17 protein-coding genes and 2 pseudogenes are annotated in these 22,655 nt (G+C 34.1%); 3 read left to right on the top strand and 16 right to left on the bottom strand.

Translation table 11 applies throughout. From position 1 onward, the window contains the following. Window positions 1-233: 233 nt before the first annotated feature. A pseudogene (locus ACQVV1_RS07200) lies at window positions 234-561 on the top strand (Ger(x)C family spore germination C-terminal domain-containing protein); the annotation flags it as partial. Between the two features lie 78 nt (window positions 562-639). Here ACQVV1_RS07200 and ACQVV1_RS07195 read toward each other — a convergent pair. The 4 genes from ACQVV1_RS07195 to ACQVV1_RS07180 form a co-directional block, all read right to left on the bottom strand. Beyond that, entirely contained in the window at window positions 640-774 is a 135-nt protein-coding gene (locus ACQVV1_RS07195) for a phosphonate ABC transporter permease (RefSeq protein ID WP_431168711.1), read from the bottom strand. Between the two features lie 57 nt (window positions 775-831). Further along, complete coding sequence (locus ACQVV1_RS07190; RefSeq protein ID WP_098608083.1) at window positions 832-4,194, bottom strand: tubulin-like doman-containing protein; 3,363 nt, start codon at window positions 4,192-4,194, stop codon at window positions 832-834. A 72-nt stretch (window positions 4,195-4,266) separates the two neighbouring features. Beyond that, window positions 4,267-6,366: a vWA domain-containing protein gene (locus ACQVV1_RS07185; RefSeq protein WP_242255165.1), complete on the bottom strand. Its 2,100-nt coding sequence runs from the start codon at window positions 6,364-6,366 to the stop codon at window positions 4,267-4,269. A gap of 251 nt (window positions 6,367-6,617) precedes the next feature. Next, entirely contained in the window at window positions 6,618-6,953 is a 336-nt protein-coding gene (locus ACQVV1_RS07180; RefSeq protein WP_242255163.1) for a hypothetical protein, read from the bottom strand. A 134-nt stretch (window positions 6,954-7,087) separates the two neighbouring features. On the opposite strand from ACQVV1_RS07180, the gene ACQVV1_RS07175 reads away from it, so the two are divergent. Next, window positions 7,088-7,477, top strand: coding sequence for a hypothetical protein (locus ACQVV1_RS07175; protein WP_147808916.1), 390 nt, complete (start codon window positions 7,088-7,090; stop codon window positions 7,475-7,477). A 41-nt stretch (window positions 7,478-7,518) separates the two neighbouring features. Here ACQVV1_RS07175 and ACQVV1_RS07170 read toward each other — a convergent pair whose 3' ends face one another. The 11 genes and pseudogenes from ACQVV1_RS07170 to ACQVV1_RS07120 form a co-directional block, all read right to left on the bottom strand. Continuing rightward, complete coding sequence (locus ACQVV1_RS07170) at window positions 7,519-8,238, bottom strand: class I SAM-dependent methyltransferase (protein ID WP_309259202.1); 720 nt, start codon at window positions 8,236-8,238, stop codon at window positions 7,519-7,521. 113 nt (window positions 8,239-8,351) lie between these two features. Continuing rightward, window positions 8,352-10,058: a peptide ABC transporter substrate-binding protein gene (locus tag ACQVV1_RS07165; protein WP_309259203.1), complete on the bottom strand. Its 1,707-nt coding sequence runs from the start codon at window positions 10,056-10,058 to the stop codon at window positions 8,352-8,354. Window positions 10,059-10,343: 285 nt separating this feature from the next. Further along, a complete protein-coding gene (locus ACQVV1_RS07160) occupies window positions 10,344-12,050 on the bottom strand; it encodes a peptide ABC transporter substrate-binding protein (protein WP_431168710.1) in 1,707 nt (568 codons plus the stop codon). A 306-nt stretch (window positions 12,051-12,356) separates the two neighbouring features. Further along, window positions 12,357-14,060, bottom strand: coding sequence for a peptide ABC transporter substrate-binding protein (locus tag ACQVV1_RS07155; protein WP_199677877.1), 1,704 nt, complete (start codon window positions 14,058-14,060; stop codon window positions 12,357-12,359). Between the two features lie 347 nt (window positions 14,061-14,407). Then, window positions 14,408-15,670 (bottom strand): annotated as a pseudogene (locus ACQVV1_RS07150) (dicarboxylate/amino acid:cation symporter). 205 nt (window positions 15,671-15,875) lie between these two features. Then, window positions 15,876-16,913, bottom strand: a complete 1,038-nt coding sequence (locus ACQVV1_RS07145) for an LCP family protein (RefSeq protein ID WP_309259204.1) — start codon at window positions 16,911-16,913, stop codon at window positions 15,876-15,878. 17 nt (window positions 16,914-16,930) lie between these two features. Next, window positions 16,931-17,929, bottom strand: a complete 999-nt coding sequence (locus ACQVV1_RS07140) for an anti-sigma factor (protein WP_309259205.1) — start codon at window positions 17,927-17,929, stop codon at window positions 16,931-16,933. Between the two features lie 12 nt (window positions 17,930-17,941). Further along, on the bottom strand, window positions 17,942-18,475 hold the full coding sequence (locus tag ACQVV1_RS07135) for a sigma-70 family RNA polymerase sigma factor (protein WP_242255154.1): 534 nt from the start codon (window positions 18,473-18,475) through the stop codon (window positions 17,942-17,944). 127 nt (window positions 18,476-18,602) lie between these two features. Beyond that, on the bottom strand, window positions 18,603-18,974 hold the full coding sequence (locus ACQVV1_RS07130) for a VOC family protein (protein WP_242255152.1): 372 nt from the start codon (window positions 18,972-18,974) through the stop codon (window positions 18,603-18,605). 50 nt (window positions 18,975-19,024) lie between these two features. After that, the gene (locus ACQVV1_RS07125) at window positions 19,025-19,831 is read right to left on the bottom strand and encodes a DUF2705 family protein (protein ID WP_242255150.1); all 807 of its coding nucleotides are present in this window, start codon (window positions 19,829-19,831) and stop codon (window positions 19,025-19,027) included. Continuing rightward, on the bottom strand, window positions 19,824-20,717 hold the full coding sequence (locus ACQVV1_RS07120) for an ABC transporter ATP-binding protein (protein ID WP_309259206.1): 894 nt from the start codon (window positions 20,715-20,717) through the stop codon (window positions 19,824-19,826). The genes ACQVV1_RS07125 and ACQVV1_RS07120 overlap by 8 nt, the downstream gene beginning before the upstream one ends. Before the next feature lie 155 nt (window positions 20,718-20,872). Here ACQVV1_RS07120 and ACQVV1_RS07115 point away from each other — a divergent pair, with 155 nt between their 5' ends. Beyond that, on the top strand, window positions 20,873-21,475 hold the full coding sequence (locus tag ACQVV1_RS07115) for a TetR/AcrR family transcriptional regulator (protein WP_242255300.1): 603 nt from the start codon (window positions 20,873-20,875) through the stop codon (window positions 21,473-21,475). A 25-nt stretch (window positions 21,476-21,500) separates the two neighbouring features. Here ACQVV1_RS07115 and ACQVV1_RS07110 read toward each other — a convergent pair whose 3' ends face one another. Next, window positions 21,501-22,532 (bottom strand): oxidoreductase, encoded by a 1,032-nt coding sequence (locus tag ACQVV1_RS07110; protein WP_242255147.1) that lies wholly within the window; start codon window positions 22,530-22,532, stop codon window positions 21,501-21,503. Window positions 22,533-22,655: the final 123 nt, after the last annotated feature.

The raw sequence follows: 22,655 nt of genomic DNA, 5'->3' as shown, positions 1-22,655 counted from the left end.
TTCGGCACGTTATTATCATGGTGGAGTAGTTTATTAGCACATCTTGCTAAAATACCAATCCATTTATTCATAAATAAAACGATAGATTCATAACAGGTCATATCACGATTCCATCTTTAACACTATAATTATAGCGTTAAATTTAAAAATATACAATATAAAATTTAAACTACGCATATGTCCGTATGAAACTATCCATAATAGCCCATATAAAGTAAACTATAATCAGTGGCGATTTCGCAACAATAAATGTTCTTACTATGAAACGAAAAATCAGGACCGGCTATAGCGGTATCTGAGATGACATTCAACATGAATATAGATGCTGATAAAAAGAAATTAACTTCACTTATTACGAAACAACTAAACGAAGATTTAAACGATTTAATCCACAAAATTCAAAAACAGCAACTCGATCCATTCGGATTTGGTGATTATGCGAGAGCATTTCAATATAAGAAATGGAAAGAGGTTGAAAGCGATTGGCCTAGTGCTTTTTCAAAAGCTACTGTAAAAGTAAAACCTACTATTAAAATTTTAGAAAACGAGATTATTAAATAGCAAAAACACGCTACTTGTTCTTATACGTTTAAAGAGCAAGTAGCGTGTATCATTTTTATTTTGAAGCTTCCTATATAGTTACGCTTCTGTTTCTGGTTCTTCGTTTTCCGCTTGTTCCAATCTTTGCTGCTCTGCGATTTCAGCTGAAATCATCCCATAATAAATTTCTGGATACAATCCAAATATTTGATATACACTTCCTAAAAACGGCATCGGAATCCCTCTTTTCTAAAGTTGTATTGCCACTTTTAAGGATTCCCTTTTCATTCATTATACATTCGTTTTTGGCGTTTCTTCTTCATCATGAACGCTTAATAAATTTTGCCACTTTTTATAAGGAGCACTATTTGGATCTACATAACCTTTTGCGTACGAACGATCCCACAATTGTTTAATAAACATTTCTTTCTCTTTCTTTGCAACCATATCGGCACCTGTACCGTAATAGTTTTGGAAATATAACTCAATTTCATCAAGGAATAACCTTAATAATTCATCAGAAGTTTCTTCTAACGTTGGGTCATATTTTGCTTCACGGTCATACATTAAAATCATATCTAAAATATTATGGACATGCTCTTTACGAAGCCATCTAATATCTTGAGCACCTAATACAAATGGATGTGTATATAAATGTCCACCTTGTATCATCGCCTTTTCTTGTTCTTCTTCAAATCTGGACAAGATGTTTTCATAAATAAATGGGTTATGGAGCAACGCTCTGTGTAATTTGTAACTTTCGCTTGAAATATTTTTTCCCATCGACTGAATTAAAAAGCTACGTCCAACACCGTTATATTGATACACGAACTGGCCATCAACAGCAACTAAACTAATCCAGCGATATATATACGCGTATAGAAGAGCTCGATTACATTTATCATAATCTAACTTCGTTTGCGTTGCATTTAAATCTGGCATGAATGCTGGTAAGTGCCAATACTTATCTAAATGCGGTGTTAAACTAGATTTTTTACTATTTAATTTATTCACACGGCGATAATAAGATTGAAAATAATCACCTTTATCATTCATAAATCCATTTGCAATATGTCCAGATGAAAGCTTAGGAAAGTCTTGCAAAGATAAACCGTAATGCGCACGATAACAAATGACTTCAAATGGTGAAAAAGCTTCGTGTACTGTATCTTTTTCTTTAAACATTTCTTGAATTAATTCCTCTTGCAGTTCTTTCTTTAAAGATGGGTGTATCCCCCAATATTGTAATTCCCTATGATGGGAAACTTTTGGCACGAATGGGCTAGCTAAATGGAACAAGTCTTCAATTTTTTCACGAACGTATTCATCACGATCACGCTTCTTATAATCCGCTTCTTTGCGTAACGCCTCAACGATATTTAGCTCTAATTTATCACGATAGCGTATTTGTAATTCATCGTAGCAATAACTTAATATGTGCTCACGATAAAAGTCTTCTACCTTTTTCGATTGAATCTCTTCTGTTTTCGCATCTCGGCAATATTCCCCGTACAAACTCATATAAATTTCCGCAGATATATCTTTCGGTAATACACCTAAATTTAAATGTTGCTGCATATCTTGCCAAATCTTTTCTTGCAACTTCTCTTCAGCTAATACGTATACATTCGTTGGATTTGTTTTCCCTTCAAATTCCTTGCTTCGTTTTTGAATTTCAAACAATAAATTTTCACGTGTTTCATGTAAATTATCAAAAAACCTTTCCCAATATTGAATCATTTTGTTAACTGCTTGATATAGTGATTGATACACGAGTTCTAATAGCATTTCTTTACGATACTCGTTTAATTTGTGTACGTACTGCGTTACAATATCTTCAAATTCTTTTTTAAACAAACGTTGCTGATTATTAATCATTTTTCCAAACCAGCCTTGTTGCTGCGCAATTTCTACTCGGCGCACAGCTGTTACCGTTCCATCAATATTACTCACATTAAATTTCTTATCGTAGTTTTGAATTAAATTACGCTTTTGCTCATTATTTTCATGTAGTCGATTCATTTTTTCTACTAACTGTTTTCGAATTTCATACAACATAAAACGAGCTGATACTGGATGAACAGGATCTGTTTTCTTTAAAAACCATGTATTTAGTTGATATGACTGTCCCTCAGAACCACTTGGTGAAAAACGGTCTGATTCAATCATGTCATACAATAGTGTCGTTACATGTTCATGTACACGGCTTGGAATCGCATACGCATATAAACGAACCGCATGATCCACCCTTGCTACTTCACCTTTCATTTGCTCCATCATTTTCAGCTTCGCAGCCGAAATTTTACACTCATGCTGCAGACGATTTAATTCCTCGTCTTTTTGCACCGTACGCTGTACATAACTTTCTACAGCTTCTAAAAACAGTTTAGATTTCGCAACACCGACCTTACCGCCTTCTGCTCCTTCACGTGTTTCATTGTACATTTGTCTATAGAAAATATGAGCCTGTTCAGGACGAGTAGCAAGATGTTCTAAGTCTTCTAAATAACTTTTCCCGCGCTCTGGCTTTTCACGCTGCATACCACGTTTTACATCTTGGTCATATCTTTGCTTCTTCTCTTGAAACAACTGATCTAAATGAAGCCAAGATTCATCTAAACCTTGCACGGCCCATTTTAAAGCACAATATTTTAACACGTGCTCATATGGATAAATAATCTTTGCCGTTCCTGCCCCGCAATATCGTCCTTTCCCGCTTGATTCTGCTAATTGCTGAATTTGATTATCTTCCTGTGCAAAATGATTTGCAGACATCGGACTAAATAACTGTAAATAAATCGTATTTGCCATTTGCTCCATATAATCTGATAAATTATGCAGATGGTGTCCATGCAGATTTTCGTAATCGTATAAGAAACAATAATTGTACGGTAAATGATGTTGTTTAATTGTATGATTCGTTCTGCCGTCTTCATCTACTTGGTCAGGTCGATATTCTAATTCAATTGTAACGCCACCGCGTTTTGATAATTCTCCGGTAGAACCGAGTGTAATGGCATGTAATTCTTTTAACGATGCATAGCCGTTTGCTTGCACCGTTTCAAATTCTTTCGCACTAACCGTTCTCGTCTTCACTAACACATCAGGCATTAGAAACGCACCACGTATTAAAATGTTGTGGTGTTGCAATTTCTTCCGAAGCATTTCACGTAAATATAATGCAATTTGTAGAAACATCCCTGAACCTGTTCCACCCGCTAGTGATGTTACTATAATGACACGCACACCATATTCCGTTTGATCACTTGTAACCGGGAAAATTTTCTCGATTTCTTGCCAAAAGGAGGTGAGTTTATCTTCTTTCATTGCAGCACGTAACGCTAGACGTGAAATAACGCGCAACTGTCCTGCTCCTTCTGTCAGTGGTTTATCAAGTATAGTCGGGTCCATTGGAAACCACTCTGGAATCGTCGGATCTCCCGCAATATACTCCCTAGGCGTTTTACTAGAACTCGTTTGCGTCTTAAACTTTCGAATATGATCAAATTTACTCAATGTATTCACATCAGTATCAAATACGTGCATTGCTACCTTTTTTCGGCGCTCCTCAGGTAGCCTTTCATATATTTGATGTGTCACAGTACTACCGATTCCACCTAAACCAATTAATATTGTTGGAACTTGTAACGTCATGTGAACCACCTTCCTATTCTTGCTTGTTTAAAAAGAGGGGGGAAGATAGTACTCTACTCTTTTCCCCATCTATTATTCACACTCGTATTTATAAATCTCCTTACCATATCCTCTATCAATTACTAAAAGTTCATTTGGATATAATGTCTTATGTTCCATTCCAACCTCATCCTCTGTTATAAACATCCCATCAATAATCATTCCTACTACTTGTGACTCTTTCGCTACAAATATTGATTTCGATCCTTTCTTTGCTATAAACGTAACGGATTGCACAGTCTTTCTTTCTGCTCTATACGGAATACCAAAATAATGTTTCCACCATTTATTTTTAAGTAACTCTGGCTCAGATTGATATAACCAATCTTTCGCTACCTCTTGATCCCATTCGTAATACAATAGTGCTTTACGGTGAAATCTTGGACGGACAATCCATCCTAAAACGATTATTCCTACTATTAACAGTAATAAAGTGATAGGAATAACAAACTTAAAAATAAGCGCATACTTTTCATAAAACGGTGCATTTTGAATATGAAGTGATATTTTTTTCTTTACTTCTTGTAATTTTGAATCCTGCACTACGATGGTAGCTTCTACGGTGCCGGTATCTGTAAAATTGAATGTGTCGGAGTAATGAGGTCGAGGATAAATATAAATTTGATTACCATGTTGTTTTATTTCATAGTTGATTGATTGTTTAGATGTGACACCAGTAGATTTTAATAGTTTCTTTACAGCCTCTTCTTTCATCGGCTTACCATCTAACTGTGGTTGTATAATAAACGGTTTACTATTCTCTAAATTTGATACTTTTTCTTCATAATCTTTCGTGACAGTTTGAAGTGATAATTCAGGCTTTTTAGTTGTTTCAATTTTAAATTCTTTCGTCTGTCTGTAGAATCCTTTTATGTTCATATGAACTTTCCCACGTACTAATCCTTTAGTAAGCTTAGTTTCGTAATAAAACACATGTCTTTTATCGTCCCACTTCATTGCATATTGCTTTCCGTCTATTTCTACTTCTGCCTGGAAGTAAGAAGACTGAACTGGCAACTCAGTAGGCTTTGCTTCAATAACAGCTGTCACATCTTCATACATTTCCTCAACTTTTTTTCTATCCTTATCTTCTTTGTCATAAGTAGAAACCGTATAATTAAGCGCCGGTTCAACAAGTACTTGTAACCCTTCTTTCTCAATATCCTGGTCCACTTCTATCGTATAAGTTCCTGGTTTAATAACTTCCTCATTTTCCGTACTTATATGAACTATATTTCCGAATAATTTCGCTTCTCCTGGTGCATGTATGGAAAAAGAAGATTGTAATTGTAATGGTTTAGAAATTTGTGTGACCTGATAATTAGACAAAGAAGGTGATTGTTGTACAAGTGTCATACGCTTTAAAGGAAATGGTGTTGTAATCTCTACTTTTTTTCCTACTACTTTCGTTTTTACAATCGATTCAACAGAGGAGAATGGATCACGATTTGCTACTAATGCTGCCACTTGATTGACACTTTTTACGATGCCATCCTCTCCACTAGATGGCATCGTAACTCCATTTATCTCTTTCTTCCATATTTCTTTAAACGTATTTAGTTGTGCCTTTTCCTGCTGTCCTAAATCCTCTTCCATCGTAATTAAAATTGGATGTAACGATATCTTTTTTACATCCATTTCTTTCTTAAACTGTGCTAACTTCTGTGTAATTTGTTCTTTTCCGCCAACCTTATCTTTCTCTAAATCATTAAATGCCCCGTCAGTTAATACAATAAGCCAAAATTCACGTTTCCCATCTATATCTGCTTCCTTTTTTATAGATTGCATCGCGGTTTCTACTGCGCTAAACGGAGTATTTAAATACGTTTTCCATGCTCCAATTCCCTCAATTTCCGTTTGTCTCTTATCCTTCGTTAACGAAATGTTTAATGGATCATTCGGCTTGCTCATTGGAACGTAGGAAAATTTATCTTTTTCATCTAATAGCGCAACTAAACTTTGCAAAGCGTAATTGGCATATTTCCAGCGATCGTTATTTCTCATGCTGCCCGAATCATCATATACAAGTGAAACGACCCTTTCCTTTGCCTCCTCTCCTTTTGCAAAAGTCCAAAAAGGATGTAACCATATAAATAGAAACAACATGAATGTGGCACAAATTCGAATTTTCATGATGAGGCTTCGCCACCTTTGTAGACAAATTCCTATGTTTAAATTTATGAGAGGATACAAGATATATGACTTGTATTTTAGGACAACGAACACACCATAAAATTATTATGTAAATAGTTATATTAACTTGGTAATATTTCCTCTCGCACTCTCTACCCCATTATATAAGTAAAAAAAGCCTGTTTAAGCTCTACACTTAAAACAGACTTTTCCTACTTTTTATATTCAAAACACTTAGCAAAAAGTTTGATTTATTGCTTCACATATACCTTAACAACTGGATTATCTTTATTATCCGTATGCAAGCGTATATTCTCTTCACTTGTACTATAAATACTAGCTAATAACATAATCGTTAACACATTAGGAGTTTTTGCATCGCTCCCGTATTTTCTTTCCAGTGCTTCCTTATATTCAAAATCCAAATCCCCCTGCACATATGTATACACTTCAAAGCCATCTTCTAAATTGCAAACTACTGTATCAATAATGTCTGCCCCTACTTGCTTCTTCATTTCCTCTCGCAATGCTTCAATAAACTCTTCCCACGGTACTTCGTATGTCTGAAACTGATCTGTAGATTTCATGACTTTTCCTCCTTATATATCCTCTTCCTATATTTCCCCTTTCCTATAACAATTATGATAGTTAGGACATTCGTACAAGCCGCACTTGTCCCCTTTACATATCGTATTACTGTAATGCGGAAGGAGGAAAGAACATGCATAGACAAAAATGTTATGATACGTGCCGACGTTATTTCGGTAAAGTCGTTCGCATTGAAGATCGTGATGGTCGCATTCATTTAGGGAAAATAATTGATGTGACAAATAGCTCTGTATGGATTGAACCAGTGCAACAGCACTCATCTTTTGATTCAGGATTCGGATACTACGACGCATATGCAAACGGTGGTTGTGATCTTTGCGGCGGCCTTAACAGATGTGATAGTTGTGGATTTGGTTGTGGTGGTGGATTCAGCGGCTGTGGATGTGGCGGTCGTGGTTGTGGTAGTTGCGGCGGCTGGGGAGGCGGCGGTTGTGGCTGGGGTGTTGAACTCGGATTTGGTTTCATCTTCGGAATTACATTGGCTGCATTATTTTTCATTTAACATAAGTAAAGAGTTGACTACCTTTAGCCAACTCTTTTTCTTTATTTTTCACATATAAAAATACGATGGCCTAAAATATGTTGGTACATAAGTCGTACATTTTCATGCTGTACCCATGCCTCATATAAATCATTCGGAATAAATTGTGATACATTCCATTCTGGCTCTTCTATATAGCTAGAGATTGTTTCTGCAATTGTGCCACCGCCAGCAATTGTAACCCGCCTAAAGTTTGCTTTCTGAAATAATTGAATCCACTCACTCTCAGTTAATAGTTCGTTCATGCCATATAATTGGGCGATTTTCTCTTCCTCTTCCCTCCCAATGTGGGCATTAATAATCATTTCAATTACAACTAACTTTCCGTCCTTCTGTAATACACGATAGCACTCCGAGATAACCCTTTCTTTCTCTGTAAAAGCAAGTATCGATTCTCCGAGTACCAATTCAAATGAGTCATGCAAACAAGGTAATTGCTCTGCCTTTCCTTCAATTAATTGAATGTCTATTCCTTCAAACGACCATCTATCTTTCGCCTTCTGAATCATAATCTCATTCTGTTCAACCGCCGTTACTTTATAACCACATTCTTTTGTCATATACGCTGCTGTTTTCCCCGTACCACAGCCTATCTCAAGGACGTTAGCTCCATATCTAAAAGGCAGTTGTGCTAACAATTGTTTTGTTAACGTAAAACCGCCAGGATGAGCACTCCCTATTCCGTAATACGCTAAGAAATCGATGTATGTGTTTCGTTTCATAGAATTCTCCTTTAAATTTTCTATAATACATATATTCACCCATCAATAAATCGTGCACATAAAAAAAGCATTTCCTAGTGCTATACCGCAACTTGAAAATGCTCTTCTCTTTTTTATTTCTCTTCTACATACGCCCATTTAAAGCTATATTCCGGACTAATATTATGTTTCACAATCCCCTTTACATTTGGTTTCATAACATATGATCTACCACTTTGATATAAAGGTACAAGCGCTACATCATCTTCAATTAACAATTTTTCTGCTTTCCCTAACTCTGTCCAACGTTTTTTCGCATCAGCCATCCATTCCGTCTTACTTTTAGTAATAATGTCATCATATTTTGAATTTGAATAGCTCATCTGATTCTGCGAATTTTTTGTTTCAAACATATCAAGGTATGTCATTGGATCCGCATAATCTGGATTCCAGCCGCCATATGAGAAATCATAATCTTGGTCTGATTCTAATTTTAGTTTTTGCTTAAATGGCTGCAGTTTAATATTTACTGTTACACCTTTTAAATTCTTTTCAACTTGGTCTTTTACATACTCCCCAACTTTTTTCGCATTACCAGTATCATAATTTAACAGTTCAATTGTTACTTGATCTTTTCCAAGTTCTTTTTTCGCTTCTTCCCAGGCTGCCGCTGCCTTTTTGGAGTCTTGTTTTAAACCATTCTTGAACGTTTCTGCAAAATCTTTACCGTCTGGTCCACTCGCTAAACCTTTTGGTACTAAGTAATCCACTGGTTTTGAACCATCATTTAAAATAACATTCGTTAAAGCTTTCTTATCAATTGATAATGCAATTGCTTCACGTAGTTTTTTGCTCTTTAACGGTGTATCTTGCCCACCACGTTTTTGGTTTAGACGTAAGTAAAACGTACTTGTTTCCGAATATGCGCCAAACTCTTCTTTATTATTTCTATACTTATCAACAAATTCACCTGATAAAAGTGTGAAATCAATCGCACCTGTGTCATATAAATTTACTCTAGTAGCTGGTTCTTTTACTACACTATAATTGATTTCTTCTAGTTTTACAGTCTTTTTGTCCCAATACTGCTCATTTTTCTTTAATTTCCAACCTTGCTCATGCTTCCAATCAGTAAGCACAAATGGACCATTATAAAGTGTTGTATCAGACTCTAAACCGAATTTATTCCCTTTTTCTTTCACGAACTTTTCATTTAATGGATAGTAAGACGCAAATGCCATTAAGTTCAAGAAATATGGTACTGGTCTTTCTAGTTCCACTTCAAGCGTATAATCATCTACCGCTTTTACACCTAATGTAGAAACTTCTCCTTTTCCTTGATTAATTGTTTCCGCATTTTTAATATAGTAAGCGATAAATGCATACTCAGCAGCTGTTTTTGGATCTACTAGACGTTGCCATGCAAATACGAAATCTTTCGCTGTTACTGGATCACCGTTTGACCATTTTGCATCTTTACGTAGTTTAAATGTATATTTTTTACCATCCTCGCTTTTTGTGCTAGATTCTGCTACAGCTGGGATTGGCTTATTGTCTTTATCAAGGCGATATAAACCTTCCATCGTATTCCCTAAAATTTGTGAGCCAAGTGTATCTGTATTTTTGGAAGTATCCATCGTCGGAATTTCATTCGTTTCTGTACGATTTAACACTTGCTTTGCCGCATATTTAATATCAGACTTCTTCTCTTCCCCACCATTATTAGACGTTGTAGTCGATTTCTTCTCCCCACCAGAAGATCCAGAACATGCTGTTAAAGCCATACTCATTGCCAAAACTGGTGCTACAACTGCCGTGAATTTTTTCATCTTTTTCTTCATTCTTGTACCCTCCCCAATTATATGTACGAAACTAACTTTGAGAGATTTTCTATGAACATAATTATTAATACCTTTTCACCAATTAACATGCTATTAATTACCCTCATTTTTGAAGTTTTAATAATTTTATTTTTATAGTAACTATGTATTTTACTATTATTACTATACGAATTCTCCCCCATCTACTATATGTCAGTACCACATTTCTTATTCTTCTCTATTTAATTGAATATAAAAAGAGCGTGTTAAAAATAACTTATCTACTTTTAAACACGCTCTTTTTTATTATTTACCTTCCGTTACATAAGCCCACTTAAAGCTATATTCTGGACTAATGTTGTGTTTCACAATTCCTTTTACATTCGGTTTCATTACATACGCTCTTCCTGTTTGATATAAAGGAACTAATCCTGCATCTTCTTCAAGGAATAATTTCTCTGCTTTTCCTAACGTTTCCCAACGCTTCTTCGGATCAGACAGTAATTCATTACCTGCTTTCGCTACCATTTCATCATATTTTGGATTCGAATAACTCATTTGGTTATATGGACTCTTCGATTCAAACATATCAATAAATGTCATTGGATCCGAATAATCTGGACTCCAACCTGCAAACGAAACTTCATAATCTTGTGCTGACTCTAATTTTAATTTTTGTTTGAACGGTTGAATTTTCGTGTTAACCGTTACACCTTTTAAGTTTTTCTCAATTTGATCTTTAAAGTAGTCAGCAATTTTTTTCGCAGTTCCATCATCATAGCTTAGTAATTCAATTGTCACTTGATCTTTACCAAGTTCTTTTTTCGCTGCTTCCCAAGCTGCTGCACCTTTTTTCGGATCATATTTTAAACCATTTTTAAATGTATCTTGGTAGTCTTTACCGTCTGGTCCTGTCGCAAGCCCTTTTGGCACTAATTGATCTGTTGCTTTTGAACCGTTATTTAAAATAACGTTTGCTAAACCTTTTTTATCAATTGATAAAGCGATTGCTTCACGTAGTTTTTTGCTCTTTAACGGTGTATCTTGTCCGTTACGCTTTTGATTTAAACGTAAGAAGAATGTACTTGCTTCTGAATACTCACCGTACTCTTCTTTGTTCGATTTATATTTATCAACGAATTCTCCTGATAATAGTGTGAAATCAATTGATCCTGTATCATATAAGTTTACTTTCGTAGCAACTTCTTTTACTACACTATAGTTAATCTCTTCTAATTTTACAGTCTTATTATCCCAGTACTTATCATTTTTCTTTAGCTGCCATCCTTGTTCATGTTTCCATGAAGCCATAACGAACGGTCCGTTATACAACGTTGTATCTGCTTCTAAACCGAATTTATCTCCTTTTTCTTTTACGAACTTTTCATTTAAAGGATAGTAAGATGGGAATGCCATTAAATTCAAGAAATATGGTACTGGTTTTTCTAATTCTACTTCTAGCGTATAATCATCTACCGCTTTTGCTCCTAAATCTGTTAGAGGCTTTTCACCTTTATTAATTGCTTCTGCATTTTTAATATAGAAGGCAATAAACGCATATTCTGCAGCTGTATTTTTATCAAGTAAGCGCTGCCATGCGTATACGAAATCTTTCGCTGTTACTGGATCACCGTTTGACCATTTTGCATCTTTACGTAATTTAAATATATATTTTTTGCCATCCTCGCTTTTCGTACTAGATTCTGCTGCAGCTGGGATCGGCTTATTATCTTTATCTAATCGATATAAACCTTCCATTGTGTTCCCTAAAATTTGAGAACCTAATGTATCAGTAGATTTTGAAACATCCATCGTCGGAATCTCTTGATTCTCTGTACGATTTAACACTTGTTTTGCCGCGTATTTAATTTCAGATTTTTTCTCTTCCCCACCACCACTAGACGTCGTAGTTGATTTCTTCTCCCCACCAGACCCAGAACACGCTGTCAACGCCATACTCATCGCTAAAACTGGCGCTACAACCGCCGTGAACTTTTTCATCTTTTTCTTCATTTTTGTACCCTCCCCAATTATATGTACGAAACTAATTTTGAGAGATTTTCTAATAACTAGTTATCAGAAAATTCTTATTAATTAATATTCTACTAATTTTTCTGGTTTTGTAAAGTTATTTTTAAAATATTTAGAAAATTTATTTTACTTAACGATAGTAACATTCTATTTTCTATGACATACTACACGTATCCTCCATCTACTACATTTCATTTCTTCTCTACTCTTTCATTTTCACGTTCAATTGTACAATAAAAAAAGTACTTCAAGGCATGTAGACTGCTTTGAAGTACTTTTTCAACTCTATTATTTTTCAGTAACATATGCCCACTTATAGCTGTATTCTGGGCTAATATTATGCTTCACAACACCTTTTACATGCGGTTTCATAACATAAGATCTAGCACTTTGATATAAAGGTACAAGGGCTACATCTTCTTCAAGAAGTAATTTCTCTGCTTTTCCTAGTTCCTCCCAGCGTTTCTTCGCATCACTCATTAATTCCCCACCAGCTTTTTTAATTATTTCATCATATTTCTGATCAGAGAAACTCATTTGGTTATGAGAGTGCTTACTTTCAAACATATCTAAATATGTCATTGGATCCGCATAATCTGGGCTCCATCCACCATATGAAATATCATAATCTTGATCTGATTCTAATTTAAGTTTTTGTTTAAACGGCTGCAGTTTAATATTTACTGTTACACCTTTTAAGTTTTTCTCAATTTGATCTTTTACATATTCCCCAACTTTTTTCGCATTACCAGTATCATAGTTTAAAAACTCAATTGTAACTTGATCTTTTCCAAGTTCTTTTTTCGCTTCTTCCCATGCAGCAGCTGCTTTTTTCGCATCTGGTTTAATACCGTTTTTAAACGTTTCTTGGAAGTCTTTCCCATCAGCTCCAGCTGCTAAGCCTTTCGGCACTAAATAATCTGCAGGTTTTGACCCATCATTTAAAATAACATTTGTTAAATTCTTTTTATCAATTGATAGCGCAATTGCTTCACGTAATTTTTTACTCTTTAATGGTGTATCTTGTCCACCACGTTTTTGGTTTAAACGTATAAAGAACGTACTTGGTTCGTTATACACCCCATATTCCTCTTTATTATTTCTATATTTGTCAACAAATTCACCTGTTAATAAGGAGAAATCAATTTGACCACTATCATATAAATTCACATTAGTTGCTGGCTCTTTTACAACACTATAGTTAATTTCATCTAATTTTACAGTCTTTTTATCCCAATATTGATCATTCTTCTTCAGTTTCCAACCTTGCTCATGCTTCCAATCAGTAAGAACGAACGGTCCGTTATATACAGTTGTATCAGATTCTAAACCGTATTTATCCCCTTTTTCTTTTACGAATTTCTCATTTAATGGATAGTACGATGGGAATGCTACTAAGTTTAAGAAGTATGGTACTGCTTGTTCTAATTCAACTTCTAAAGTAAGGTCATCTACTGCTTTAACTCCTAGTTCTGTTACAGGTTTTTCACCTTTATTAACCGCTTCTGCATTTTTAATTGGGAATGCAATGAATGCATACTCAGCAGCTGTTTTTGGATCTAATAAACGTTGCCATGCAAACACGAAATCTTTCGCTGTTACAGGATCACCATTTGACCATTTTGCATCTTTACGTAATTTAAATGTATATTTTTTACCATCCTCACTCTTCGTACTTGATTCTGCCGCAGCTGGGATTGGTTTATTCTCTTTATCTAAACGGTATAATCCTTCCATTGTGTTCCCTAAAATTTGAGAACCCAAAGTATCTGTACTCTTTGAAGTATCCATTGTTGGGATTTCCTGATTTTCTGTTTTATTGAACACTTGTTTCGCTGCTAATTTTTCTTCTGATTTGCTATCTCCGCCAGAGCTAGAATTTGTGCTTGTCTTCTTATCTCCACCTGATGTAGAACATGCTGTTAATGCCATACTCATTGCTAAAACTGGTGCTACAACTGCTGTTAGTTTTTTCATTTTTTTCTTTTTCACTTTCTGTACCCTCCCTAATTCTTAACGCTCTCATTTAAGAATTTTCTGATAATTCTGTTTTTCTTTATATATTTATCAGAAGATTCTTATTAACTATTATTCTACTAATTTTTTGAGTTTTGTAAAGTGTTATTATTGAAAATTTTTAAAAAATTATTTTTTTACAGTAATATTCATAAAAATTCTATAATCTTTTAAAACACTATACCTCATTGAATTATATGTACTGATTTAATAGTCTTTATATCCCTTAGCTATAAAACACTTGTAAATTATTGTTAATAAATAATGTATATTATAACAAACCCCTTTTCTACAAAAATAAAAAAGTCAGCAAAGCTGACTTTTTATCCGACCATTTTCTCTCTTTTCATTTCCTCTACTATTTTCATATACTTCTCATTATCAAATTCATTTTCACTTTTTGCAACAACTACAGTCGCAATACCATTACCAATTAAATTAACGATAGCACGTGCTTCTGACATGAAACGATCTACCCCAAGTAATAGTGCTAACCCTTCTAATAGAATAACATTCATTGCAGATAAGGTAGATGCTAGTACAATAAATCCTCCGCCTGTTACTGCCGCTGCTCCTTTAGATGTAACTAACAAAATAGCTATTATAGTTAATTGTTGACCTAGTGAAAGATCGACGTGAAAGACTTGCGCTAAAAATATAGTAGCCATTTATAAATAAATCGTTGTTCCATCTAAATTAAAAGAGTATCCCGTCGGAATGACTAAACCTACTACCGGCTTCGAACATCCGAAGTCTTCCATCTTTGTCATCATTCGCGGTAGTACTGATTCTGATGATGATGTCCCAAGAACAATGAGTAATTCTTCTTTAATGTGAGATAAATATTTCCACAAACTAAATTTATACAGTTTACAAATAAAATTTAATACAATAAAAACAAATAATGCCATTGTCGCATATACACAAATCATTAGTTTACCAAGTGGTATGAGCGTGCTTAAACCGTATTTTCCAATTGTAAATGCCATTCCACCGAATGCTCCAACCGGTGCTAATTTCATTACAATGGATAAAATGTTAAAAAATACTTTCGATAATCTTTCAAAAAAGTCGATAACTGGTTGTCCATTTTTCCCTAGCATCGTTAACCCTGCACCAAATAAAATTGAGAAGAATAACACTTGTAAAATATCACCTTTTGCAAATGCTTCAAACATGTTAGACGGCACAATATGCAAAAAGAAATCCATCCATTTCATTTCTTGCCCACTTTGTACATATTGTGAAACATCTCCGCCCTTTAGTTTTGAAGGATCTAATCCATCTCCTGGACGAACAACATTTGCTACGATGATACCAATAATTAAAGCCGCTGTTGTAACAATTTCAAAATATAATAGTGCCTTTCCGCCAACACGACCTACCTTTTTCATACTTCCCATACTTGCAATACCAAGCACAATTGTTAAAAAGATAATCGGTGCAATAACCATTTTGATCATATTGATGAACGTTTCACCAATTGGCTTCATCTCTTGTCCAACACTCGGCCAAATTGCTCCTACTGCAATACCACAAATAATTGCCACAATAACTTGGAATGTTAAATTTTTTACAATTCTCATTTTTAATACTCCCCTGTTTTTTCATTTCTCCCATATTATTTCAATAATTGCTAATCATATATTCTATGTAATAGCCCCCCCTGTTATTTAACTTAAACCACAAATTTATGTTACACTATTACCTTAAATTTGAAAATAGTATATAACATTTATAGATAAAATACATACTATTAAACATAATAAAAAAGCAGACATTATGCCTGCTTTAATTCTCCTCAATCTCCTTTTCACTTAATCCTAGATGTGTCCTAAGAGTATTCCTCAAACTCTGTAAATCTTTTTTATTAGGATTATAATAATATACACGTTGGCCGTTTGGACCATTAGGTAAGTATAAATCATCACCTGCTAATTGAATTTTTTCAACCGAACAATTTAAACCATATTTATAGAAAGATAAAATATCATTCATTGCTAAATTTGTTTTAAAATCACCGTCAACCGCCTCAACTATTTTTTCTAGCTTCGTAATCGATCCTACACTTTTTAATTTACTTAAAATCGCTTCCATAACAAGTTGTTGCCGCTGCCCTCTCATTGCATCACTATCAATATGACGCGTTCTTGCTAGAGCAAGTGCTTCTTCCCCATTTAATTTTTGTAGTCCTTTTTTCAGATGGATTGCGTCAGCTTCATCTTTACTATTTTGCTCCGTAAATTCAACTGGGACATCTACTTCAATCCCATCTAACCCATCAACAATTTTAGTAAATGAATTAAAATTAAACTTCACAAAATAATCAACAGGCACTTGTAATAATTTTTCTACTGCTTCCACTGAAGCTTGCGGCCCCCCATCTTTACCATTTTTAATGAAACCACTTCCATATGCATGCGTTATTTTATCTTTTTTCTTTTCAACCGGAACATATGTGTATGTATCACGTGGTATGCTCGTTAGTTTCACTGTTTTATCGTCTTTATTAAAAGTAGCTAACAGTAGTGCATCTGTATGAAATGCACCATTATACTCCTTTTGTCGTTCTTGATTTTCATCAATTCCCATAATTAAAAGTGAAACATTATTGGTAATCGGTTTAACAGTTTCCTCACGTAAATTTGATTTTTCACCACGTGCTAAATTAACATTTGATTTTTGTACGAGATTAGAAGTTTTCATATATACGTAAGTACCATATCCAACTCCGCCAAATAGTAATACTACTAACAATACACTTATTATCGTTGTCTTTTTATATTTTCGTTTATTTTTCTTTTCTCTTGAAGAAGAGGTATTCTCCATATCGTTCCCTCCGTTTTCTATTCATCTAATATATTTTTCAATTTCTCATAATTAACGCTATCCTTTTGAAAGGCATTCTCTTTCAATCCTTTGTTTATTTGTATCCATTCAGTCGTGATCGAATATTGAATCATACCTTCGTGGAAACTAAGAAACTTCAACATAATCCCTGTATTTTTCTCTACAACCATTTCAAATTTCCCTCTTAAATCTTCAGATGTACTTACAGGCATTTCTATATTTATTGTCCCTTCTATTTTGTAGCAATCAAGTCCAAGATACTTCGTTTCTTTATAATTCCAATCTTTATATCGAATTAATAAATCAGCAAATTCTGATTGAATACTATACTTCGCGAATCCCACATATTCATCATCATATCGTTTCTTCTCGCCTGATTTTCTTAATAATCTTTCCATAGGATTTAATTTTAATAGTTCATTATTCCTTTCTTCCGAGCTCCATTTCGTCTCTTTATATGTATACTTCGCATCATCAAATTCTTTTTTCTTACCCTCGTTATATATAATTGTTCGTTTTTTCGCTAGTTTATCTTCTTTCGAAGAGATACCTCTTTGTTTCTCCGTATCAATTGCATACTTATATGTTGTAGCAATTCTTGATGAGCTAGAATATTCCTCAAATTGTCCTGAAATATTTTTAAAATGATCAATGGAATCCAGCATCTTTTCATGAATTTTTTCTTTATCTGGATAATTTACATTCGATTTTATTTCCTCTTCATTTTCATAATCAGAAAACGCCTTTTTCTTTACATATTCAAAGACTCCGCCGTTTTGAGCAAAAATTTGATCAGAAAACTCCGACATAGATACAATTGAAAGTGCTAGAACAGCAGCACTTATAACCATCATATACACTCTGTAGCCTTTCTTTTTTACCGGAAGATTATGTAGTGTACTATTAATCTTTTCATTTAACTCTGGTGGCACTATAATATTTTCATCTTTTATTTTCTTTTTTAATTTCTCATCAAATAATTTTTCATTATCCATCCTATACACCCCCTATTCCATCTTTAATTGTTTTTGCAGCTGTTCCCTCGCGCGCGACAATCTCGATTTCACTGTTCCTTTTGGTATTTCTAAAAGCTTCGCAATGCTATCTTGATTTATATCTTCATAGTAATACAGCACCGTGACAGCTCTTAACTCTTCATGTAACGATTGAATCGCATTACACAAATCTATATCTTCATACTGATCGCACGCACTCATATTGTAATCATTCTCTTCTGTCACAATTATCTTTTTATACGTTCTAATAATGTTATTACATTCATTCATTAAAATTCGAATTAACCAAGTTTGAAAAAACTCTTCCTTCTTTAATCTTTTTATATTTTCATAGGCTTTTAAAATTGTTGTTTGTATCGCATCCTCTATATTTGTCTCATCACGTAACATAGCCTTTGCAATACGATACATCTTCACTTTTTCTGTATGTATAAGCGTCATAAATGCTTCATGGTCACCTTTTTTCGCTAAGGAAACATCCGTTTCTTCTTTTACAAACATTTTATATAAAGGGATTACTTTCACAATTGCTCCTCCTGTTTCATCCTCACTTCAAATTTAACTTTACATGTATTAGACGGATGAGCCTAGAAAAAGGTTCATTTTTTTGAATATTTTCATAAAAAAAGGTAAACATTCTTCATGTTTACCTTTACTTAGACGTGATCCTAAGGAAATACCCATCTGGATCCACAACTTTAAATCCTCTCATCTCCCACGGATAAGTTTGAATTTCTTCTTGTATCTTGCATCGCTTCTCTTTACAACGTTCATATACTTCTTCAATTCGGTCGACAACAATAATTAGTTCAAAGCCATTCCCTTTCATTTCTTTTTGATTGTAAAAATAGTGATTTTCATTCAATGTTGAATCACTAACTAGTAATAAAGAAAACTGGTCGTGATTAAAACGTGCTGCATGCATACCTTTTTTATACAACTTTAAACCAATTACTTCTTCATAGAACAATAATGACTTTTCTATATCATTTACATATAGCTGCACCCGGAACAAATGATTCATTCGTTTCCTCCTCATCAAAAAAAGCCCACTTTCTCAGTGGACTTTCTACTTTACAACGGTAAATCCCTCTTCCTAAATACAACAACTGCTATTATAAATATACAAAGCGCTCCAGCAGTTAAACCTATACTTACCGGCCATATATTATACGTTCCTTCAGCAATTTCTTTTGGACGAAACAGTGTAAATAACGATAGACTTTTCATCCACTCTAACTTATCACTTAATTTGCCTACCATATTTAGTACGAAAAATAAAATAGTTAAACTCGCTGAGTAGCTCAGTGCCTTTCTTTCATCATTACATATACAAGAAAAGAAAAATGAATAAGCGCTAACTACTAAAAATATGAGCCCTCCGACTACGTTTATCTTGAGGAATAATTCTTTATTTAAGTTATTATCTTTTAAAAACCATTCTGCACCCAATATACCCGCTACATATGTGACAATTACGATGATTAGTAGTTCTAATATGAGAACAGCAGCTTGCGTGATTGCAACTTTTACTCTGGATACAGGTGTCGCTAATAAATATGCCATCGCTCCTTTATCTACATGTCGTGCCATTAAATGTGTCGCAACTGTAACGCAAAAAATTGTTAATATGATAATAAACAATAGACTATAGTACTCACCAGCTAAAAAATCCATCACATTTTGAATCGGACTTTCCATACCAACAATTTTTTTCACACTATCAGGCATAGCACTTATTAATTCATTTAACCCTTTCGCTGATACCATTGAAGGGAATATCCAAATTAATAACCATAAATAAAGAGCTGCACCAGTTGCATAACTCAAAATACTTTTTTGTGTTTCTTTCAAACTAGCTAAAAACAATTGCTTATTCATGCTTTACCCCTTCTTTCTTATCGTAATAATGCATAAATAAATGTTCTAAATCCATTGCTCTCGTTTGAAGTGCCGTTACATTATAGTTTGAAAGTGTTTGTAAAACAGTTTGATAGTTTCCTTGCACAATAATCGATGCCTCTCTACCTTTCACCGTTTCAAATTGCAAATTACATTGTGTAAGAGATTCAATCTCTTCTTGCGATGATACGGTTACATCTATTACCTGTCGTCTCATACTTTGTAAATCGTGAATATTTTCAACCGTTACAAGACGCCCATCTTTAATAATCGCTACTCGGTCACATGTACGTTCAATCTCAGTGAAAATATGTGACGACATAAGAATTGTTTTTCCTCTTTGCTTTTCCTCTAATATTAAATCTATAAACACTTGCTGCATAAGTGGATCGAGTCCAGATGTTGGTTCATCTAAGATTAGCACTTCTGGATCATGCATAAAAGCAGCAACAATCCCTACTTTTTGCTTCATTCCTTTAGACATTTTACGAATTGGTGTTTTCACATCAAATTGTAGACGTTCTATTAGTTCATCTCGTCTTTTCGTATCCTGTAATCCGCGCATTCCTTGCATTAACTTTAGAAAGTCTAATCCATTCATTCCTTCAATAAAAGAAATTTCTCCTGGTAAATATCCGACTTCTCTTTGAATTTTCGCGGCTTCATTCCAGCAATCTAATCCAAAAATCGTTGCTTTACCAGATGTCGGTTTTATAAATCCCATTAAATTACGAATCGTTGTTGATTTCCCGGCACCATTTGGTCCTAAGTAACCGAATACTTCTCCTTCTTTTACATCAAATGTAATATGAAACAAGCCTTTTCCATTTGAAAACTGTTTTGTAACATCTTGAACTGAAATCATAATTCCACCTCATTTTTTGAAATATTTAATATGTTATATTTCAAAATTATTGTACTCCTCATCTTTCATATTCGCAACAAATTTTTGAAATATTTATATGTCCATATTTCAAAAATATTGTTTTCCATTATTTTTTCTTGTATATTTTAATTGAGGTGATTGCATTGAACGGCTTTGAAAAAGTAAAAGAAAAGAAAAAACGCGCTATTAAAAAGGCAGCTTTCTTATTATTTTCAGAACGTGGATTTAATGAAGTGAAAATAGAACATATCGCAAAAGAAGCAAACGTTTCTCAAGTTACAATTTATAATCATTTTGGAAGTAAAGATGCGTTATTTAGAGAACTTATACAAGAATTTATCGTATCTGAATTTCAATATTATAAAGAGCTTGCTGAAGAAAAATTACCTTTCCATGATATGATGCAAAAAATGATTGTAAGAAAAATGAATACTGGCGGATTATTTCAGCCTGATATGTTACTACAAATGATGCAAAGGGACGAAATTCTCCGAGAGTTTATTTATAGTTATCAAAATGAAAAAATACTGCCATGGTATTTAGAAATATTAGAACAAGCGCAGCAAAAAAATGAAATTAACCCCCACCTTACTAAAGAAATGATGTTACTTTACATTCAAATGTTCACTAAATTAGGTGATGACTTTGGAGCACAACTTTTGGAAGGAGATCGTGAAAAACATATACAAGATATCGTTACGATGTTCTTTTATGGACTGTCCGTCCCAAAAAAATAAAAAAGACACGAAATTCGTGTCTTTTTTATTTTACCGAAATGACTCTACCCGTTTCACTACTTTCAACCGCTAATTGAATCAGCTTAATAACTTCTAAACCTTCTTGTGCTGTTACAGGTAGTTTCTCACCATTTAATATATTATCTCTTATACCTTTATAATACATGTCATAACAGCCGACTTCTGTTGGAATACGGTCTAAACGTTCTTCTGTTTCTAAAGTAGCAAAATTCGCTTCAGCGTCTACACCGTAACCGTTATCGCCTGGCTTCATTCCATTTTTTAATTGTTCCTCTTGTGAATCCATACCATACTTCACGATAGAACCTTTTTCTCCATGCAGTGTAAAGTGTGGACCTGCTTGTTTTACATAACTGCTACTATGTAAAATGATACGCTTTACTCCGTAGTGAAGTACAACATGGAAGTAATCATCAATTTGTGCACCTGGTCGTTGTTTAATTACATCTGCACTTATCGCATCTGGTTTCCCAAATAATGATAATGCTTGGTCAATTAAATGTGACCCTAAATCATATAATATACCTGACCCCGGTAAGTTCTTTTCTCTCCAGCGATCACGGACATGTGGACGGAAACGATCAAAATTCGCTTCATATGCGTATACATTCCCTATTCTATTTTCTTCTAACAATTTCTTTATCGTTAAGAAGTCATTATCAAAACGACGATTATGATATACACTCAATACCACATTATGTTGCTCTGCTAATGAAATAAGCTCTTCTCCTTCTTCAATTGAAACAACAAATGGCTTTTCCACAACAACATGCTTACCGTTTAATATTGCTTCTTTTACATATGGAAAATGAGTTGTATTCGGTGAAGTAATAACCACTAAGTCAATATCATCTCGCTTCACCAATTCATCAATTGTACTAACGACGTTAGCATTCGGTAATGTTTCTTTTACTACCTCTTCTTTTGAAGATAATACCGCACGAATATCGTATTCTTCTATCGTTTGTAATAATGGGATGTGAAATGTTGTACTAGAAAATCCAAACCCTACAATCCCTACACCTATTTTTTTCATGTTGCCCCTCCATTTATCCTGCTATTTGTGGCGAGTAAGATCCCCACTGATTAAAGTTTCACTTTATGAGAACGATTTCATTCAGTTATTATAACAAGATTCATACTAATTTGCCTAGAAAAA

Source organism: Bacillus basilensis, assembly GCF_050630465.1.
Taxonomy (GTDB): domain Bacteria; phylum Bacillota; class Bacilli; order Bacillales; family Bacillaceae_G; genus Bacillus_A; species Bacillus_A basilensis.
This window is presented reverse-complemented; position numbering and strand designations above follow the sequence as displayed.

Excerpts from the sequence above, each read along its gene's own strand:
- ACQVV1_RS07195 (WP_431168711.1), bottom strand. The coding sequence starts at position 774 with ATGCCGTTTTTAGGAAGTGTATATCAAATATTTGGATTGTATCCAGAA.
- ACQVV1_RS07190 (WP_098608083.1), bottom strand. The coding sequence starts at position 4,194 with ATGACGTTACAAGTTCCAACAATATTAATTGGTTTAGGTGGAATCGGT.
- ACQVV1_RS07185 (WP_242255165.1), bottom strand. The coding sequence starts at position 6,366 with ATGAAAATTCGAATTTGTGCCACATTCATGTTGTTTCTATTTATATGG.
- ACQVV1_RS07180 (WP_242255163.1), bottom strand. The coding sequence starts at position 6,953 with ATGAAATCTACAGATCAGTTTCAGACATACGAAGTACCGTGGGAAGAG.
- ACQVV1_RS07175 (WP_147808916.1), top strand. The coding sequence starts at position 7,088 with ATGCATAGACAAAAATGTTATGATACGTGCCGACGTTATTTCGGTAAA.
- ACQVV1_RS07170 (WP_309259202.1), bottom strand. The coding sequence starts at position 8,238 with ATGAAACGAAACACATACATCGATTTCTTAGCGTATTACGGAATAGGG.
- ACQVV1_RS07165 (WP_309259203.1), bottom strand. The coding sequence starts at position 10,058 with ATGAAGAAAAAGATGAAAAAATTCACGGCAGTTGTAGCACCAGTTTTG.
- ACQVV1_RS07160 (WP_431168710.1), bottom strand. The coding sequence starts at position 12,050 with ATGAAGAAAAAGATGAAAAAGTTCACGGCGGTTGTAGCGCCAGTTTTA.
- ACQVV1_RS07145 (WP_309259204.1), bottom strand. The coding sequence starts at position 16,913 with ATGGAGAATACCTCTTCTTCAAGAGAAAAGAAAAATAAACGAAAATAT.
- ACQVV1_RS07140 (WP_309259205.1), bottom strand. The coding sequence starts at position 17,929 with ATGGATAATGAAAAATTATTTGATGAGAAATTAAAAAAGAAAATAAAA.
- ACQVV1_RS07130 (WP_242255152.1), bottom strand. The coding sequence starts at position 18,974 with ATGAATCATTTGTTCCGGGTGCAGCTATATGTAAATGATATAGAAAAG.
- ACQVV1_RS07125 (WP_242255150.1), bottom strand. The coding sequence starts at position 19,831 with ATGAATAAGCAATTGTTTTTAGCTAGTTTGAAAGAAACACAAAAAAGT.
- ACQVV1_RS07120 (WP_309259206.1), bottom strand. The coding sequence starts at position 20,717 with ATGATTTCAGTTCAAGATGTTACAAAACAGTTTTCAAATGGAAAAGGC.
- ACQVV1_RS07110 (WP_242255147.1), bottom strand. The coding sequence starts at position 22,532 with ATGAAAAAAATAGGTGTAGGGATTGTAGGGTTTGGATTTTCTAGTACA.